14 protein-coding genes and 1 pseudogene are annotated in these 16,850 nt (G+C 58.8%); 10 read left to right on the forward strand and 5 right to left on the reverse strand.

Features of this window, described 5'->3' with window-relative positions:
- Window positions 1-162, reverse strand: a pseudogene (glyA, locus tag ACR0AJ_RS05420) (serine hydroxymethyltransferase); the annotation flags it as partial.
- A 168-nt stretch (window positions 163-330) separates the two neighbouring features.
- On the opposite strand from glyA, the gene ACR0AJ_RS05425 reads away from it, so the two are divergent.
- Window positions 331-1,092 carry an NAD kinase gene (locus ACR0AJ_RS05425; protein ID WP_254438711.1) on the forward strand — a complete coding sequence of 254 codons (762 nt, stop codon included), beginning with the start codon at window positions 331-333 and terminating at the stop codon, window positions 1,090-1,092.
- Between the two features lie 258 nt (window positions 1,093-1,350).
- On the opposite strand, the gene ACR0AJ_RS05430 is transcribed toward ACR0AJ_RS05425, so the two are convergent.
- The 3 genes from ACR0AJ_RS05430 to ACR0AJ_RS05440 all read right to left on the reverse strand — a co-directional run bounded on the left by ACR0AJ_RS05430 (window position 1,351) and on the right by ACR0AJ_RS05440 (window position 7,481).
- Window positions 1,351-2,790: an amidase family protein gene (locus ACR0AJ_RS05430; RefSeq protein WP_480647204.1), complete on the reverse strand. Its 1,440-nt coding sequence runs from the start codon at window positions 2,788-2,790 to the stop codon at window positions 1,351-1,353.
- Window positions 2,791-2,884: 94 nt separating this feature from the next.
- Window positions 2,885-4,774, reverse strand: coding sequence for a propionate-CoA ligase PrpE (gene prpE, locus ACR0AJ_RS05435; protein ID WP_480740312.1), 1,890 nt, complete (start codon window positions 4,772-4,774; stop codon window positions 2,885-2,887).
- Between the two features lie 433 nt (window positions 4,775-5,207).
- A complete protein-coding gene (locus ACR0AJ_RS05440; RefSeq protein ID WP_480688444.1) occupies window positions 5,208-7,481 on the reverse strand; it encodes an NADP-dependent malic enzyme in 2,274 nt (757 codons plus the stop codon).
- A gap of 180 nt (window positions 7,482-7,661) precedes the next feature.
- Between ACR0AJ_RS05440 and ACR0AJ_RS05445 the strand changes: the two genes are divergently transcribed.
- The 7 genes from ACR0AJ_RS05445 (at window position 7,662) to upp (ending at window position 14,055) form a co-directional block, all read left to right on the forward strand.
- Window positions 7,662-8,360 carry a hypothetical protein gene (locus ACR0AJ_RS05445; RefSeq protein ID WP_170396462.1) on the forward strand — a complete coding sequence of 233 codons (699 nt, stop codon included), beginning with the start codon at window positions 7,662-7,664 and terminating at the stop codon, window positions 8,358-8,360.
- A complete protein-coding gene (locus tag ACR0AJ_RS05450) occupies window positions 8,329-9,426 on the forward strand; it encodes a cupin domain-containing protein (RefSeq protein WP_480647198.1) in 1,098 nt (365 codons plus the stop codon). Before ACR0AJ_RS05445 ends, ACR0AJ_RS05450 begins: the two co-directional genes overlap by 32 nt.
- A 104-nt stretch (window positions 9,427-9,530) precedes the next feature.
- Complete coding sequence (locus tag ACR0AJ_RS05455; RefSeq protein WP_170349317.1) at window positions 9,531-9,923, forward strand: cytidine deaminase; 393 nt, start codon at window positions 9,531-9,533, stop codon at window positions 9,921-9,923.
- A 4-nt stretch (window positions 9,924-9,927) separates the two neighbouring features.
- A complete protein-coding gene (locus tag ACR0AJ_RS05460; RefSeq protein WP_480740552.1) occupies window positions 9,928-11,235 on the forward strand; it encodes a thymidine phosphorylase in 1,308 nt (435 codons plus the stop codon).
- A complete protein-coding gene (locus ACR0AJ_RS05465; RefSeq protein ID WP_170376047.1) occupies window positions 11,232-12,443 on the forward strand; it encodes a phosphopentomutase in 1,212 nt (403 codons plus the stop codon). Before ACR0AJ_RS05460 ends, ACR0AJ_RS05465 begins: the two co-directional genes overlap by 4 nt.
- The gene (locus tag ACR0AJ_RS05470; protein WP_480647193.1) at window positions 12,440-13,426 is read left to right on the forward strand and encodes an adenosine deaminase; all 987 of its coding nucleotides are present in this window, start codon (window positions 12,440-12,442) and stop codon (window positions 13,424-13,426) included. The genes ACR0AJ_RS05465 and ACR0AJ_RS05470 overlap by 4 nt, the downstream gene beginning before the upstream one ends.
- Window positions 13,423-14,055, forward strand: a complete 633-nt coding sequence (upp, locus tag ACR0AJ_RS05475) for a uracil phosphoribosyltransferase (RefSeq protein WP_170349314.1) — start codon at window positions 13,423-13,425, stop codon at window positions 14,053-14,055. Before ACR0AJ_RS05470 ends, upp begins: the two co-directional genes overlap by 4 nt.
- Before the next feature lies 1 nt (window position 14,056).
- On the opposite strand, the gene ACR0AJ_RS05480 is transcribed toward upp, so the two are convergent.
- Window positions 14,057-15,073, reverse strand: coding sequence for a hypothetical protein (locus ACR0AJ_RS05480; RefSeq protein WP_170349313.1), 1,017 nt, complete (start codon window positions 15,071-15,073; stop codon window positions 14,057-14,059).
- A gap of 150 nt (window positions 15,074-15,223) precedes the next feature.
- Here ACR0AJ_RS05480 and ACR0AJ_RS05485 point away from each other — a divergent pair, with 150 nt between their 5' ends.
- Both ACR0AJ_RS05485 and ACR0AJ_RS05490 read left to right on the forward strand, forming a co-directional pair.
- Complete coding sequence (locus ACR0AJ_RS05485; protein ID WP_480647191.1) at window positions 15,224-16,150, forward strand: DMT family transporter; 927 nt, start codon at window positions 15,224-15,226, stop codon at window positions 16,148-16,150.
- Window positions 16,147-16,809, forward strand: a complete 663-nt coding sequence (locus ACR0AJ_RS05490; RefSeq protein ID WP_480740315.1) for a sulfotransferase family 2 domain-containing protein — start codon at window positions 16,147-16,149, stop codon at window positions 16,807-16,809. Before ACR0AJ_RS05485 ends, ACR0AJ_RS05490 begins: the two co-directional genes overlap by 4 nt.
- The last annotated feature ends 41 nt before the right edge of the window (window positions 16,810-16,850 follow it).

Consider the following 16,850-nt stretch of genomic DNA (forward strand, 5'->3'; position numbering starts at 1 on the left):
CTGCGCTTCCATCACGGCGGCAGAGACGATGTTCTCGGACGCGATCAGCTCGATCTCGTCGCGCTGGCGGCCCAGCTCAGATGTGATCGAACCAAAAAGCTCAGGGTCACGGTCGGATAGGGATTGGGTGAAAAAACCGGTATCACGAAGATTAGCGTTCATTGGGGCTCCACAGGGCTGGGTAAGAATCTTGCGGATTTCCTATCGGAAACGATTCATATGCAAAAGCTGTAAAGCGACGATTTGGCCCGCTACGGCGTCAAGTCTGGCCTATTGGGGAAAGGTATGTTTGTTTCGGAACCAAATGTACAACACCGGAAACCGGAAAAGATGACAAAGAGAATCGCCTTTCTCGCAAGCGACGTCAAAGTGGCGCAATCTGCACGGGAAAGCCTTGTGAAACGGTATGGCAATGCAGCGCCCCGAGATGCGGATGTAGTGGTCGCGTTGGGGGGCGATGGATTCATGTTGCACACGCTGCACAACATGCAGCATCTGGACACGCCCGTTTATGGCATGAATCGCGGCACCATCGGGTTCTTGATGAATGAATTCCACAAGGACGACTTGTTGGACCGTTTGGCCGCGGCTGAAGAAGAGGTGATCAATCCGCTGGCGATGAAGGCCATGGATCAATCCGGCAAAATGCACGAAGCGCTTGCGATCAACGAGGTATCGCTGCTGCGGGCCGGTCCGCAGGCCGCGCGGTTGAAGATCAGTGTCGATGGTCGGGTGCGGATGGATGAGTTGGTCTGCGATGGGGCCTTGCTATCTACGCCCGCCGGATCAACGGCTTACAACTATTCGGCGCACGGGCCGATATTGCCTATTGGGTCGGATGTTCTGGCCTTGACGGCGATTGCCGCGTTCCGTCCACGCCGTTGGCGTGGGGCCCTGTTGCCCAAGATCGCGAAGGTTCGTTTCGACGTGCTGGACGCGGATAAACGTCCAGTCATGGCTGACGCGGATTCTGTTTCCTTTCCGGATATAGACTGGGTTGAGATTCGCTCGGAACCCACGATCCAACACCGTATTCTTTTCGATCCCGGGCACGGATTAGAAGAGCGTTTGATCTCGGAGCAGTTCACCTGATCTCTCAAAAGTGAACTTTTTCGAACTTGTGTGATCCAGTTCACAGGCGTTTGACTCACCCTTTGGTAATCTTAACTTGCCCGGAGAACACGCCAAGGTGGGAGTGAGTGGCCACCAGACGGCGTTTTCGAATGATTGCGCAGTTTTCGCGCCGGCGAGGGTAGGTGGTGCTACGCTCGTTGTCAGATTTCCGGGCTTATTTAAGCAAGCGGACCTCGGGTACAAGAACCCGGGGTCTATTTTTGTGATTGAGCGTATTCAAGTGCGCTCTTCCATATTTTGCCATAGCGGCAGGCACATATGACCCACGCGCGCTTCGATCGCGGCGGCGGCGTCAACTGCCATGTCCTCGCGCCACTGACGCGCAGCGATCTGGATATTGATCGGTTGCGGCCCTTGCGGCAATTCGGCCAGACGCGCGGGCACACTAGCGGCAGGAAGCCCCAGGAAGTTCATTGCGTAGGAATAGACCGCACAACCCAGAACCTCATGCACGCCTTCTGGCCCTTCGGTGTCCCGGTCAGGTTTGAAGAAGGGCTGCGGCAGGAAGGGTGACAGGACCAAAGGGTAATCCTGCATGAACAACGACCATTCCCGCGCATAGTGGCTGCGTTTTGCCATTACTTGCAGCAGTTCGGTGCCGAGAATGGGCGGAAACTCCTGAAAATAAACGTCAAAGATATTACGTATGGTTTCAGATCCGGCGGCCTCGATATCGCTTTTCAAAAGGGTCAAAACTTCGCCCATCAGCGCACGGTACCCGGTTCGGCCACAGTCGAATACGTCCGGCGGCGAGACCTCTTCCACCTGATAGCCCGCGTCATTCAGCGCATCGCGCGCGGTGTCAAGGGCCCTGTCGACCTCGGGATGCAGCGCATAGCCAAAGGTGTCTTTGGTGAAGGCTACCTTGATAGGGCCATCCATCGGCGCACCGCGCCAAGGCATCGGGACGTGAAACGGATCACGCGGGTCTGCTGCAATCAGGCTGGGCATCGACAGGTGAAGGTCGGCAGCAGAGCGAGTGATCAGCCCTTGTACTGACATGGATTGCGCCAATAATCCGCGCTCGGTTTGTTGGCTTGGGTTCCAGGCAGGCACGCGGCCCAGGCCGGGCTTTACGGTAACTGCACCGTTGGCGGCGGCTGGAAACCGCAAGCTGCCGCCAATGTCGTTGCCATGCGCCAACGCCCCGATCCCGGCCATTACGGCAGCCCCTGCGCCCCCTGACGAGCCGCCGGGCGAGATGTGCCGACCCCAGGGGTTCTGCGTGCGCCCATGCAGCGGGTTGTCTGTGTCAGCGCGAAACGAGAACTCGGGCGTGTTGGTGCGCCCGATCACCACCGCCCCGGCGTTTTGCAGGTTACGGACAATCGGCGCATCATCAGGCGCAATCACGTCTTTCAAGGCCACAACGCCATTTGAGGTGGCATGGCCTTTTTGATCGACATTGATTTTTATTGTGACTGGCACCCCGTGCAGCGGACCGGTTTGTGCGCCCTGTGTCCGCTTCTGATCAAGGGCGCGTGCGCGCTCCAACGCCTCGGCGCTCAAGTCCTCGACCACTGCGTTCAGGCCGGGGTTGGCCTGATGCATTCTGTCAACGGAGCTTTGCACCGCGTCCTCGGCGCTCAGATCCCCACTGCGGGTCAGGGCGGTCAGGTCGGTGGCGGTCAGACGCCAGATGTCTGTATGTGTCATGGGGCCTCACTGTCTTGAGCAGACAGTAGGGGCCTTGTGTCCGGTTGCAAGGGAAAGCCGTGCAGCGGGCGACCAAAGGCCGCCCGAGGCTTGTCTACTGCGCAAAGCCGATGGATTTCAAAGCCACGGTGATTTCGTCCAGAATGGCCGGATCATCGATAGTTGCGGGCATTTTGAATTCCTTGCTGTCGGCAATCGACACCATAGTCCCGCGCAGAATTTTTCCGGATCGGGTCTTGGGCAGGCGATCCACCACAACGGCTTGTTTAAATGCAGCCACCGGGCCGATCTTTTCGCGCACCAGCTTGACCACATCCTGCACCACCTCGCCGTGGTCGCGATCGCAACCCGCGTTGAGACACAAGAAGCCTACTGGCATCTGACCCTTGAGTTGATCTGAAACACCGATCACTGCGCATTCGGCGACGTCAGGGTGGGCGGCCAGAACCTCTTCCATCCCGCCAGTAGACAGGCGGTGACCGGCCACGTTAATCACGTCATCGGTGCGCGCCATGATGTAGAGGTATCCTTCCTCATCAATCATGCCCGCATCGCCGGTTTCATAGTAGCCGGGGAATTGGTTGAGGTACGAGCTTTTGAACCGCTCTTTCGCATTCCACAGGGTTGGTAGCGTACCCGGGGGTAGCGGCAGCTTCACAGCAATCGCACCCAGTTCGCCGGGCTTCATCGGATGGCCACCTTCGTCCAGAATCTGCACGTCATAACCCGGCATCGGCTTGGCGGGAGACCCTAGCTTGACCGGCAATTCTTCGATCCCCAGCGGGTTTCCGGCAATAGTCCAGCCAGTTTCGGTTTGCCACCAGTGGTCGATCACCGGCACTTTCAGCGCGTCCTGTGCCCACTCGATCGTATCGGGGTCGGCGCGTTCACCGGCCAGAAACAAGGCGCGCAGGTTGGACAGGTCGTATTTTGCGATCAACTCACCCGAGGGATCCTCGCGCTTGACAGCGCGAATGGCGGTAGGGGCGGTGAAGAAGCTTTTGACCTTGTGTTCGGAAATCACCCGCCAGAAGGTGCCCGCATCGGGGGTGCCGACAGGTTTGCCTTCGAATACAATCGTGGTGTTGCCATGGATCAGCGGGGCATAGCAGATATAGGAGTGCCCCACGACCCAACCCACATCCGACGCCGCCCAAAAGACGTCTCCGGGGTCGACGTCATAGATGTTCTTCATCGTCCAGTTCAGTGCCACCAAATGACCGGCGGTGGGGCGCACCACACCCTTGGGTGCGCCGGTAGTGCCCGAGGTATAGAGGATATAGGCCGGATCGTTGCCATCCACAGGCACACATTCCGCAGGTTCGACCCCGTATTGGAAGCCATGCCAGTTAAAGTCACGCCCCTCGATCAGTTGCGCTACTTCCTGCTCACGCTGGAAGATCACGCAGAAATCGGGTTTGTGGCTGGCCATGTCGATAGCACCGTCCAGCAACGGTTTGTAGTGAACCACGCGGCCCGGCTCCATCCCGCAGGACGCGGCGATGATTGCCTTGGGCCTGGAGTCATCGATCCGAACCGCCAGCTCGTTGCTGGCAAAGCCGCCGAACACCACTGAATGCACGGCCCCCAAACGGGCGCAGGCCAGCATCGCCTCAAGCGCTTCGGGGATCATCGGCATGTAGATGATGACCCGGTCGCCTTTTTCGATACCCTTCGCCCGCAATGCCCCTGCCAACGTGGCCACGCGGTTGCGCAGCTCGACATATGAAATCTCGCGCTTGGTGTGGGTAATCGGACTGTCATAGATGATGGCCGTTTGCTCGCCTCGGCCACTTTCGACATGGCGGTCTACTGCATTCCAGCAGGTGTTGACCTTGGCATCGCAGAACCATTCATAAAGCGGCGCGTTCTCGTCAAACAGAGCCTTGGTCGGAGGTTGAACCCAATCGATCCCTTTGGCGGCCTCCATCCAGAACCCTTCTGGGTTGTTCTTCCAGCTTTCATATACGTCCTGATAGGCCATGGCGCCCTCCTCCAACACAGCTTTTGGAATGTGTTAGGCATCCTTAGCAAACCGGGCAAGCCGTGCAGCAGATGGCGCGTCAGTTTATCGCAAAATATTTGCAACTTCGGTCACATTGCTATGCAAATTTTTGCAAAATGCGTGCTTTTGAAAGGTTTGTTGGCAGGCGTACAGCGGTTTTGCAAATGTGCAAACTCTACCATGCAAATCATGCGCTACGCAGGAATCAACTTGGCTGGCGTTTTGACGGGGCATAGGGCCGTGCCCCTTGGGCCGTCTCTGGCAAGTACCTAGTATAAAAGACACGGCGACACAGCATCAAGCGACGCGATGGCATCTGAAACACTGGTCGCAATACCATAACGTTTCCTGTGCACCGCGTAGCAATGACAGGGCTCTTTAGTCCTGTTCTACATTTCGACCGGGGGGCGAACTAGCCGTAATGCGTGACCGGAGTGCCGCCAATCGCGGCCATGTTCAGCAATCCACGCGCGGTGATGGACGGGGTCACGATATGTGCCTTGTTCCCCATGCCCATCAGAATCGGCCCGACCTCAAGCCCGTCGGCTTTCATCTTCAGAATATTGCGCACGCCACTGGCCGCATCCGCATGAGCAAAAATCAACACGTTTGCGGCACCTTCTAGACGTGAGTTCGGGAAGATCCGCTCGCGCAGTTCTGGATCCAAAGCAGTGTCCAGGTTCATCTCGCCCTCATAGATGAAATCGCGGGGTTCGCTGTCCAGGATCGCAATGGCATCGCGCAGTCGCCTGCCGGACCCTTCGGCCTGATTGCCGAATTGCGATTGTGAGCAGAAGGCGATCTTGGGCTCGATTCCGAAACGGCGCACATGGCGGGCCGCGCCTATTGTGGTCTCGGCCAGTTCTTCAGGGGTGGGCAGTTGCCGCACATGGGTGTCTGCGATGAACAGGGGGCCATCTTCCAGGATCATCAGCGACAGGGCGCCATGGGGGCGCAAGTCGCCATCGTTGAGAACCTGCTCCACGTAGTTCAAATGCCAGCGGAATTCGCCGAACGTGCCGCAGATCATGCTGTCGGCTTCGTCGCGATGCACCATGATGGCCCCGATGGCCGTGTTGTTGGTGCGCATGATCGCCTTGGCCTGATCTGGGGTGACGCCGCGGCGTTGCATGATCTGGTGGTACGAGGACCAATAGTCGTAGTAGCGCGGGTCGTCATGTGGGTTGACGATCTGAAAGTCTTGACCCGGACGTACCGCCAGCCCTAGCCGTTCACAACGAGTTTCGATCACTTCGGGGCGGCCAATCAGGATCGGGGTTTCGGTGGTTTCCTCAAGAATGGCCTGGGCCGCGCGCAGCACCCGCTCGTCCTCGCCCTCGGCAAAGACGATCCGGCGCGAGGCGACCGATGCGGCCTCAAAGACCGGGCGCATCAGCAGGGCGGATTTAAACACGGATTGGTTCAGGCGCTCTTTGTACGCTTCGAGATCGGCGATCGGGCGCTTGGCCACGCCACTTTCCATCGCAGCTTTGGCAACGGCCGAAGAGACCACACCAACAAGGCGGGGGTCAAAGGGCTTCGGGATCAGGTAATCCGGCCCGAATGTCAGTTGCTCACCCTTGTAAGCTGCGGCGGCTTCGGCGCTGGTGGTAGCGCGGGCCATTTCCGCGATACCCTCTACGCAGGCAATTTGCATCTCGTCATTGATCTCGGTCGCGCCTACATCCAAGGCACCGCGGAAGATGAATGGGAAACACAGAACATTGTTGACCTGATTGGGAAAGTCACTGCGCCCGGTGGCGATGATGGCATCCGGGGCCACCTCGCGCGCGGCTTGTGGCAAGATTTCCGGTGTCGGGTTCGCCAATGCGAAAATGATCGGGCGCTTGGCCATTTTTCCGACCATTTCCGGTTTTAGGACGTTGGGGCCGCTGAGGCCTAGGAACAGGTCGGCGTCACCGATCACGTCGTCCAGAGTGCGCAGGTCGGATTTTTGCGCGAATTGATCCTTATGCGGATTCATATCTTCGGCGCGGCCCTCATAGACCAGCCCATGAATGTCACACAGCCAGATGTTCTCGCGCTTTACGCCCAGTTTGACCAGCATGCTAAGGCATGCGATCCCTGCCGCTCCGCCGCCGGTCGAGACAACCTTGATGTCCTCGAATTTCTTCCCTGAAACGTGCAGTGCGTTTCTGGCAGCGGCGCCTACCACGATGGCGGTGCCGTGCTGATCGTCGTGAAAGACCGGAATGTTCATCCGCTCACGGCACAGCTTCTCGACGGTAAAGCAATCGGGTGCCTTGATGTCTTCCAGATTGATGGCGCCAAAGGTCGGTTCCAGTGCGCAAACGATATCGGCCAGCTTTTCAGGGTCGGGCTGATCGACCTCAATATCAAAACAGTCGATCCCGGCGAATTTCTTGAACAGAACGGCCTTGCCTTCCATCACCGGCTTGGATGCCAGCGCGCCGATATTGCCCAACCCCAGAACCGCTGTCCCGTTCGAGACGACCGCCACCAGATTGCCGCGTGCCGTATAGTGTTCGGCCTCAGCCGCGTCAGCCTTAATCTCAAGGCAGGCCTCGGCCACGCCAGGGGAATACGCGCGGGCCAGATCACGGCCGTTTGCCATGGGTTTTGTCGCCTTGATCTCCAACTTTCCGGGCTTTGGATAGGCATGGTAATCAAGCGCGGCCTGCCGCAGGCTGGGTGTGTCGGACATGGCGTCTCAGCTCCGTTTTCAAATTTGATTTAGCCTTAAACTATTTTTTTCTGCTTGGCTACGTTGTGCGACTTAATTCGGCAAACAAGGCCGTTTTGTCGCTGTGGTTGCTTTCCGTGGCAAAAGACTTAAACTCCCGCGACTTTCGAACACACCCCCTTCTGGACCGAGAATAACAGCATGCGCTCTAAAGAAAACGGCGAGGTTGATAAGACTCTATCGCTGAATACCGGCAAGTTTGGAACTGAACATTTTGCGTTTCGCGCAGCCCTTGTTCTGGCCATGTTGGTATTGTGTGCGATTTCAGTGTGGCCGATGCAGGCCGAGGCATTCAACCAGGAAGGCGGTCTGATCGAAACGGGTTCGGCCGCGGCATTGCTGGTGGCTGGTATCGCCGCATTGGTACGGTATCGCGGGATCAGCCGGTTATACATCGGCGTGGTTCTGCTGCTGTTGGCGGAACGAGAGCTTGAGGCTGATATTTATGCCGTAGACAGTGTTCCGTACTTCATTCTGCACGGGATGGATGTTCTTCTGGATATGACGATTGTGCGTGTAACCCTGGCGGTGATCGTGCTGGGCGGGGTCGTCTGGCATGGGGTTCCAAATGGGTGGCGGGCACTAAAAGAACGGGCGCCATTTCTGCTGGTGTTCTTTCTGGCGGGTATGTGTGCCGTCGTGGCGCAGGGTCTGGAAGAGGTCAGCAGCGCCTTGGGTGACCAGATGACGACCATCATGGCAACTCGCCTATTCGTGCTGGAAGAAACGCTGGAGATGTTCTTTTCGATTGGCATTTTGGCCGCCGTTCTGATCGGATGGCCAAAATCCAAACCCGATGGAACATCAGATGAGCAAATCCCAAACTCGGACATGCGCTGAAATCCGCCTGCCCACGCAGGAACTGCGCAACGACATCCCGTTTTATACAAAGGTTCTGGGGATGCGGATGGACATGATCTATCCCGCCGACGATCCGCGCACCGCCGTGTTTTCCGGCCACGGCCTGCGTGTGCGGATCGAAAAAGACGCGCCCGAGTCCCCCGGCACGTTGCGCATCCTGACAGACAACCCGGATGAATTTGCAGGTGGCCAGCGCAATCTGGTGGCCCCGAACGGCACACGGATCGAGATTGATGAGTTGAACCCGCCAATGGTCATGCCGGAAACGGTGCATTCTTTCGTGGTGCGCAGGCTCAAGGATCAGGCCCCGTGGATCATCGGGCGGGCCGGAATGCACTACCGTGATTTGGTGCCAGACCGGTTGGGCGGATCGATCATCGCCAGCCATATCCGCATTCCTGACGGCGGGCCAGTGCCGGACATGGTGCATTTTCACAAGGTCGGTTTTCAGCTGATTTTCTGCATCCACGGATGGGTGGATGTGGTTTATGAGGATCAAGGCGACAAGATGCGCCTGACCGCGGGCGATTGCTTTATCCAGCCGCCTGAAATCCGCCACCGCGTGCTTGAGGCCTCGGACAATGTGCAGGTGATCGAAATTGGTGTCCCCGCAGAACACGTCACCGAAATTGATCATGAAATGGACCTGCCCACGCCCCATTACCGCCCTGACCGGGAATGGCAGGGTCAACGGTTTGTCTTCAATCAGGCCGAAGGGGCCGAATGGGCCCCGTTCCGCCTGCCGGGTTTTATCTGCCGCGACACAACGATTGCCGAGAACACCAAAGGCGTTGCCGGGGTGCAGGTCGTGCGCAAGGGGCAGGGTGATCCGGTTTGGGCTGCACACAACACCGATATCCATTTTACCTTTGTCATGGGGGGCGAGGTCACGTTGGAGGGCGAAGGCCGTAATCCCTATCGGCTGGAGCAGGGCGACGCCTTTGTCATCCCACCCGGCATGCGCACACGTCTGTCCGACCCGTCCGAGGATATTGAACTGCTTGAGGTCACCTTGCCCGGTACGTTCAACACAACGCTGGACTAAGAGTATTTTGGCCCAGGAATCTGCTGTCCGGGGCTTCAACTCCCCGGTCGGTTTCATTTAGGGTATGACTTTCTGACCAGATGATCAAAAATTGGGGAATCGCCATGACTTTGAAAGATGCAGCACTGTCTGTCCGGGAAAAAGCCTATGCGCCCTATTCCAATTTCAAGGTTGGCGCAGCGATCCGAGCAGCGTCGGGCCAGGTATTTGCAGGCTGTAACGTCGAAAACGTAGCCTATCCCGAAGGCACCTGCGCCGAGGCTGGTGCCATCGCTGCTATGGTCGCGGCAGGCGAACAGGAATTGACCGAAGTCTACGTGGTTGCCTCCTCGCCGCAGCCGGTACCGCCCTGTGGGGGGTGCCGACAGAAACTGGCCGAGTTCGGCAAGCGTGACGTCAAGGTGACCTTGGCCAGCGTCGATGGCGCCGAACTGGAAACCACCATCGGTGACCTTCTGCCGGGTGCATTTGACGCCTCGCACATGGCGGATGTCTGAGGCTATGGACGCCCGTTCGATCATTGCCAAGTTGCGCCGCGAACAAGTGCCCAGCGCGGAGGAACTGACCTGGTTCGCGCAGGGCCTTGCCGACGGTGGTGTCAGCGACGCGCAGGCCGGGGCCTTTGCCATGGCCGTCTGCATGGGTGGGCTGGGCGCGCAGGGCCGCGCCGATCTGACGGTGGCGATGCGGGACAGCGGAGACGTTCTAAGCTGGGATTTCGATGGCCCGGTAATCGACAAACACTCGACCGGAGGGGTCGGCGACAGCGTCAGTTTGGTGCTGGCCCCAGCGCTGGCCGAATTGGGGGCTTTTGTCCCGATGATCTCAGGCCGTGGGTTGGGTCATACCGGCGGTACGCTGGACAAGCTTGAGGCCATTCCGGGCGTCAGTACCCAGATCGGGCAGGATCGTCTGACCCAGATCCTGCGCGATACCGGTGCGGCCATTGTCGGCGCGACCGGGCAGATCGCGCCTGCTGACAAGCGGCTTTATGCGATCCGCGACGTAACGGCGACGGTGGAAAGCCTGGACCTGATCACCGCGTCGATCTTGTCCAAGAAACTGGCGGCGAGCCCCGAAGCTTTGGTGTTGGACGTCAAGGTGGGCAGCGGCGCGTTCATGAAAACGCTGGAAGACGCCCGCAAGCTGGCAAAGGCCCTGACGGAAACTGCAAATGCAGCAGGGTGCCGGACGTCGGCGGTGATTACGGACATGCACCAACCTTTGGCTCCGGCGCTGGGCAATGCGTTGGAGGTGGCCGAGGTGATGAATGTCCTGACCCACGACCATTACGCTCCATTGGCTGAAATTTCGGCGGAACTGGGCGGGGTTTTGCTGGCCGATGCAGGTATGTTTTCAACCGCCGATGAGGGGCGCGACAAGATCACTGGTGTGATCCGCGATGGCCGTGCGGCGGAACGGTTCGGCCGTATGATGGCCGCCGTGGGCGGGCCGCTACAGTTTGTAGACAACTGGTCACGCTACCTGCCCGAAGCAAGCGTGATCCTTGAAGTTCCGGCACCGGATGCGGGCTACATTGCGGCAATCGACGGTGAGGCGTTGGGCCTCGCCGTGGTCGCCTTGGGTGGTGGGCGGCAGGTCGAAGACGACGTCATCGACCCCGCGGTTGGTTTGTCGGGCATTGTTCGTCTGGGGGACAAGGTCGACAAAGGCACTCCCTTGGCCGTGGTCCACGCAGCCCGCGAAGACGCGGCACGACAGGCGGCCGACACGGTCCTGCGGGCCATCACGATAGGCAAAGACACAGCCATGACCCCAATGCTTGTGCATGAAAGGATCAGGCCGTGACCCGTGCCTTTCTGGTGGTGATGGACTCGGTGGGCATCGGCGGTGCACCGGATGCGGACCGCTTTTTTAACGGAGAAACCCCCGATACCGGGGCCAACACGCTGGCCCATATAGCTCAGGCCTGCGCTGACGGACGGGCAGAAGACGGTCGCACAGGGCCATTGCACCTGCCCAATCTGGATGCGCTGGGCTTGGGGGCCGCGACACGCCTGGCATCGGGCGCAGAAACGCCCGGATTGCAGGTCACTCCCGCAGGTCTATGGGGCTGCGCGCGCGAGCATTCACCGGGCAAGGATACGCCTTCGGGACATTGGGAACTGGCCGGGCTGCCGGTGCCGTGGGATTGGTACTATTTCCCGGATAAAACGCCGTCCTTCCCGCCTGATTTAGCGCGTGCCGCCGCCGAGGCCGCCGGAACCGGCGGCATTCTGGGTGATTGCCACGCCTCGGGTACGGCCATCATTGCCGAATTGGGGCCCGAGCATATGCGGACCGGATGGCCTATCTGCTACACCTCAGCCGACAGCGTGTTCCAGATCGCCGCGCATGAGGAAAGCTTTGGTCTCGACCGCTTGTTAGGCATGTGTAAAGCGTTGGCCCCACGTCTGCATGAAATGAAAGTTGGGCGCGTTATCGCGCGACCCTTCGTCGGATCGCCAGAAGACGGGTTCACCCGCACCACTAACCGCAAAGATTTCGCCATCCTACCACCGGCGCCGGTTCTGACCAACTGGGCACAAGATGCCGGTCGGCGCGTGCATGCGGTGGGTAAGATAGGTGACATTTTCTCGATGCAGGGGATCGACACTTTACGTAAGGGCTCGGATGCCGAATTGATGGGGCATTTGTCCGATCTGGTTGATGACGCCGAAGAGGGCAGCCTGACATTCGCCAATTTCGTTGAGTTCGACAGCCTCTATGGCCACCGTCGCGACATCAGCGGGTATGCCCGCGCGCTTGAATGGTTCGACCGTGAAATCGGCTTGATCCTGCAAAAGCTGCGCCCCGGAGATCTGATGCTGCTGACCGCTGATCACGGTAACGATCCCAGTTGGATCGGCACGGACCACACGCGCGAACAAGTGCCTGTTCTGATCGCAGGGCAAGGTGCAGGCCGGATTGGTGCGATCAATTTCGCCGACGTCGCAGCCAGCATTGCACACCACCTGAATATTCCGGCACAGGGGCCAGGGAAGAGTTTTCTATGACCGTCGCAGACTTGCCAAAGATCGAGCTACACCTGCATCACGAAGGCGCGGCCCCGCCCGCCTTTATACGCCAATTGGCGCATGAAAAGCGCATAGACCTGAGCGGAATTTTCAAGCCGGACGGTAGCTATGACTTCCGCGATTTCGCCCATTTTCTCAGCGTCTATGAGGCCGCTTGCGAAGTATTGAAAACGCCCGAGGATTTCCGCCGTCTCACCCTCGCGATCCTCGAAGAAAGCGCGGCGAATGGTGTAGTGTATTCCGAAACCTTCCTGAGTCCTGATTTCTGCGGTGGCGGGGATTTGGATGCTTGGCGCGATTACCTGAGTGCTATTCAGGACGCGGCGGACGAGGCTGAGCGCAAGTTCGACATCACCTTGCGTGGCGTCGTCACCTGTGTCCGCCATTTTGGGCCGGAGCAGGCCAAGATCAGCGCCCATTGCGCTGCAGAAACCGCCGGAGATTGGATTACGGGTTTCGGCATGGGTGGTAATGAGTCTGTTGGCACGCAGAGCGATTACAAATGGGCCTTTGACTGCGCGCGCGAGGCCGGGTTGCGCCTGACCACCCACGCCGGAGAGTTCGGCGGCCCCAAAAGCGTGCGCGATGCGGTCCGCGATCTGGGGGTGGAACGGATCGGTCACGGTGTCCGTGCCATCGAAGACCCGGACCTGATCCGCGAACTGGTCGACCGTGAAATCACGCTCGAGGTTTGCCCCGGATCAAATGTGGTTCTGGGCTTGTTTCCCAATTTCGACGTCCACCCGATTGCGAAACTGCGCGATGCAGGCGTCAAAGTCACCGTTTCCACCGATGACCCGCCGTTTTTCCATACCACCATGCGGCGTGAATATGAGATGCTGGGCAAAGCCTTCGGTTGGGAGGCCGAGGACTTTGCCGCCCTGAACGACACGGCCCTTGCGGCTGCCTTTTGCGATGATGACACCCGCGCGCGGGTCAAGAAAAGACTGGAGAGATCATGAGCGAACACCTGACCGTCGTTGACCACCCGCTGGTGCAGCACAAACTGACGCTCATGCGGGACAAGGGCACGTCCACTGCCGTGTTCCGCCAATTGCTGCGTGAGATCACATTGCTGCTGGCCTATGAGGTCACGCGCGAGCTGAAGCTGACCACACGCCACATCGAAACCCCGATGGAGGAGATGGACGCCCCCATTCTGGCCGGCAAGAAACTGGCGCTGGTGTCGATCCTGCGCGCCGGGAACGGGATGCTGGACGGGGTGTTGGAATTGATACCCTCGGCCCGCGTTGGGTTTGTTGGTCTCTACCGGGATGAGGAAACGCTGAAACCGGTACAGTACTACTTCAAAGCCCCCGAAGGGCTGAAGGACCGTCTGGTCATCGCCGTTGACCCGATGCTGGCTACCGGCAACAGCTCGGCCGCAGCGATTGATCTGCTGAAAGAGGCCGGGGCCACCGATATCCGGTTCCTGTGCCTGCTGGCCGCACCAGAAGGCGTGGAGCGCATGAAAGAAGCCCACCCGGATGTCAAAATTGTCACCGCGGCATTGGATCGGGAATTGAATTCAAAAGGCTATATCATGCCTGGTCTCGGCGATGCGGGTGACCGGATGTTTGGCACCAAGTAAGCTATTCGCCGCAGATATTTTGTAGCCGGACCCAATCGCGGTCCGGCAGTACCTGTTGCAAGGGGCGGCCCGCCATCGGGTCGGCCTCGATCAGGCCCAGAACCGTCTCACCCGTGACATCCACGGCATAGGCGTATGGTGTCGACGGTAGCGCGGCCTGGGCGAACACTTCTAACAGATCATCCTCGGGCAGGGACGGGCGGGGTTCGGACAGAACCTGTTCGGTGTAAGCGTCGATATTCGCCGGCGTCAGCTCTCCGGTCGTCAACAAGCGGAAAGCCGTTGTGGCGCCGGTGCGGTCCAGCAGATCATCCAACGGGTCCTGCGCCTGCGTGCGGGCACGTTCGGCGATGACGTAGCCAGCTGCGACCGATGGGTCCTCGTGATCTTCGACCAGCGCCCGGTTCAGCAAAACGATCCCACCCGGCAGGCTAAGGCTTGTCTGCACGCCTGCGGGCAGAATGACGATTTTCCGAACGCCGGTGCGCGCGGCCAACTGATCAAGCGCTGCCTGCGCATCTTCGGAAGTACAGGCCCGACCCGAGACCCGCTCGATCCGCTGCAGGATGGTATTCCCGATATCCGCGCGTTTGATGTCAGGCACAACCGAGACGACATGGTTTTGCAGCGCAGCCGGCATCCAAAGCAGCAACAGCGCGGCAACGGCGGCCACCACACCTGCAACACTGAGCCAACGCAACCGGCCGGGATGCGGTCGCGCCCGGTCGATGGCGCGCTGCAGGCGGTCGATGGCCTCGATCATCGTGGTCTCGGCTTCCTCCAGCTCCAGCGTTTCGTCCGGGTCACCGTCGGGGTTGAACAGGGCCGGAAAATCGCCGGGGTTCTGGCGCACCAACGCGGCCAGGGACCAATGAGTCAGCGCCTGTTCGTTGAAGTCCGAGATCGTCAGCGTGGCCTCACCAATCGACACCACCACCTCGCGCCGCTGCACATCGGGCGAGGGACGCCACAGACCGGTCGCTTCGATCCGCTGGTACTGTTTAAGTGCTGTCTTCAAGGTGAGGAATGCTCGTACTAATTTTGTTTCAGCTTAGCATGGTAAAATCCAAAGGCGCAAACCTGTTGCGCGCCGATTTGTAATTGTGCTGTATATCGCGACGCGCGGCAGATCAGAGTGTCACGCACCACTTTGCTACTGGGGTGCAAAATGCAGGCAGATACTCAGACCTCACCGATATTGGCCTCGGTCCTGATGGTCAGCGCCATGGCGATCCTTGGGGTCATCGACAACGTGGTGATCTTGTTGGCCGAAACGATCGGCCTGTGGCAGTTCCACCTGATCCGCGCCCTGATGATGCTGCCTCTGATCGTCGTCCTGTCTTTGTTGGGAATGGGCAGCTTGCGCCCGCGGCGGTTGGGGCCAGTTATTCTGCGCAGTGTACTGATCACACTGGCGATGCTGTTCTACTTCGCCTCACTGGCGTTGATGCCGATTGCGCAGGCACTGGCGGGCCTGTTCACATCCCCGATTTTTGTGATGTTGATCTCGGCACTGGCAATGGGGCAGAGGATCGGCCCCTGGCGCATTCTGGCAGTTGTGATCGGGTTCTCGGGGACCTTGTGCGTATTGCAACTCAACCCTTATGAGTTTGACGCCAAGACGCTGCTACCAGTGGCCGGAGGGTTATTTTATGCCCTCTGTTCCCTCGTCACACGCAGCCACTGCGCACAGGAAAGCACGGTCGCCCTGTTGGCGGCCATGATTATCACGCTTGGGCTTGCTGGGGCGATTGGGTTGGCTGTGTTCTCGTTCGTGCCACATTCCTTCCCCGACGGGTTCGTGACGCGCGGTATGGTCTGGCAGATGCAACCCGCGTTGATCTGGGTCGTCATACAGGCGGTCGGCTCAACCATTGCAGTCTTCATGTTGATCAAATCCTATCAGATCGGTGAGACCTCTTATGTAGCTGTGTTCGAATATTCGGTGATGATTTTCGGCCCGCTATTCGCCTGGGTGGCACTGAATCAGACGATTGGTGTCATGCAAATTTTGGGGATTGGCTTGATCGCGGCAGCGGGAGCGTTGCTGGGCTGGCGCTCAAAGCGCGCGGCCGCGGTGGGAGAGGCAGCGTGATCATCTCGCGCGGGCGCGGCTATGTGTTCGTCCATATTCCCAAAACTGGCGGCACGTCTTTGGCACAGGCGCTGGAAGCACGGGCAATGAAGGATGACATCCTGATCGGGGATACGCCCAAAGCTGTGAAGCGCCGCAAACGGGCCAAGGCGCTGAAGGGCAGGGGACGGTTATGGAAACATTCGACCCTGACCGATATTGACGGAGTTCTGTCGGTCCAGGAGTTGCAGTCGCTGACCACATTCACCATAGTGCGCAACCCGTGGGACCGGATCGTCAGCTATTATCACTGGCTGCGCGTGCAAGGTTTTGACCACCCAGCGGTTTCGCTGGCAAAGGCTCTGACTTTTGACCAGTTTGTCTTGCACCCCGATACGACGCAGTCATTCCGGCGGAACCCGGCGCGGCACTATATGACCCGTGTGGATGGAGTCGAACAATGCCGGTTCTACATTCGGCTGGAATACTTCGATCAGGACGCGGCCCCATTGTTCGACCATTTGGGTTTTCACCTAAGCTTACCCAGGCTCAATCGATCCGAGCGATTGGAAGATTACCGCGAGTATTATTCGGATCAGACCGCCAATGCTGTGGCCGAAGCCTGTGCTGAAGACATCGCTAGATTCGGCTATGCATTTGATGCGATTGACCGCGCATAGTTTCCAATTCGAGCCCAATTTTATTAATTTTCGCGGTGTTG

It is taken from the genome of Ruegeria sp. CJ9 (assembly GCF_056536625.1).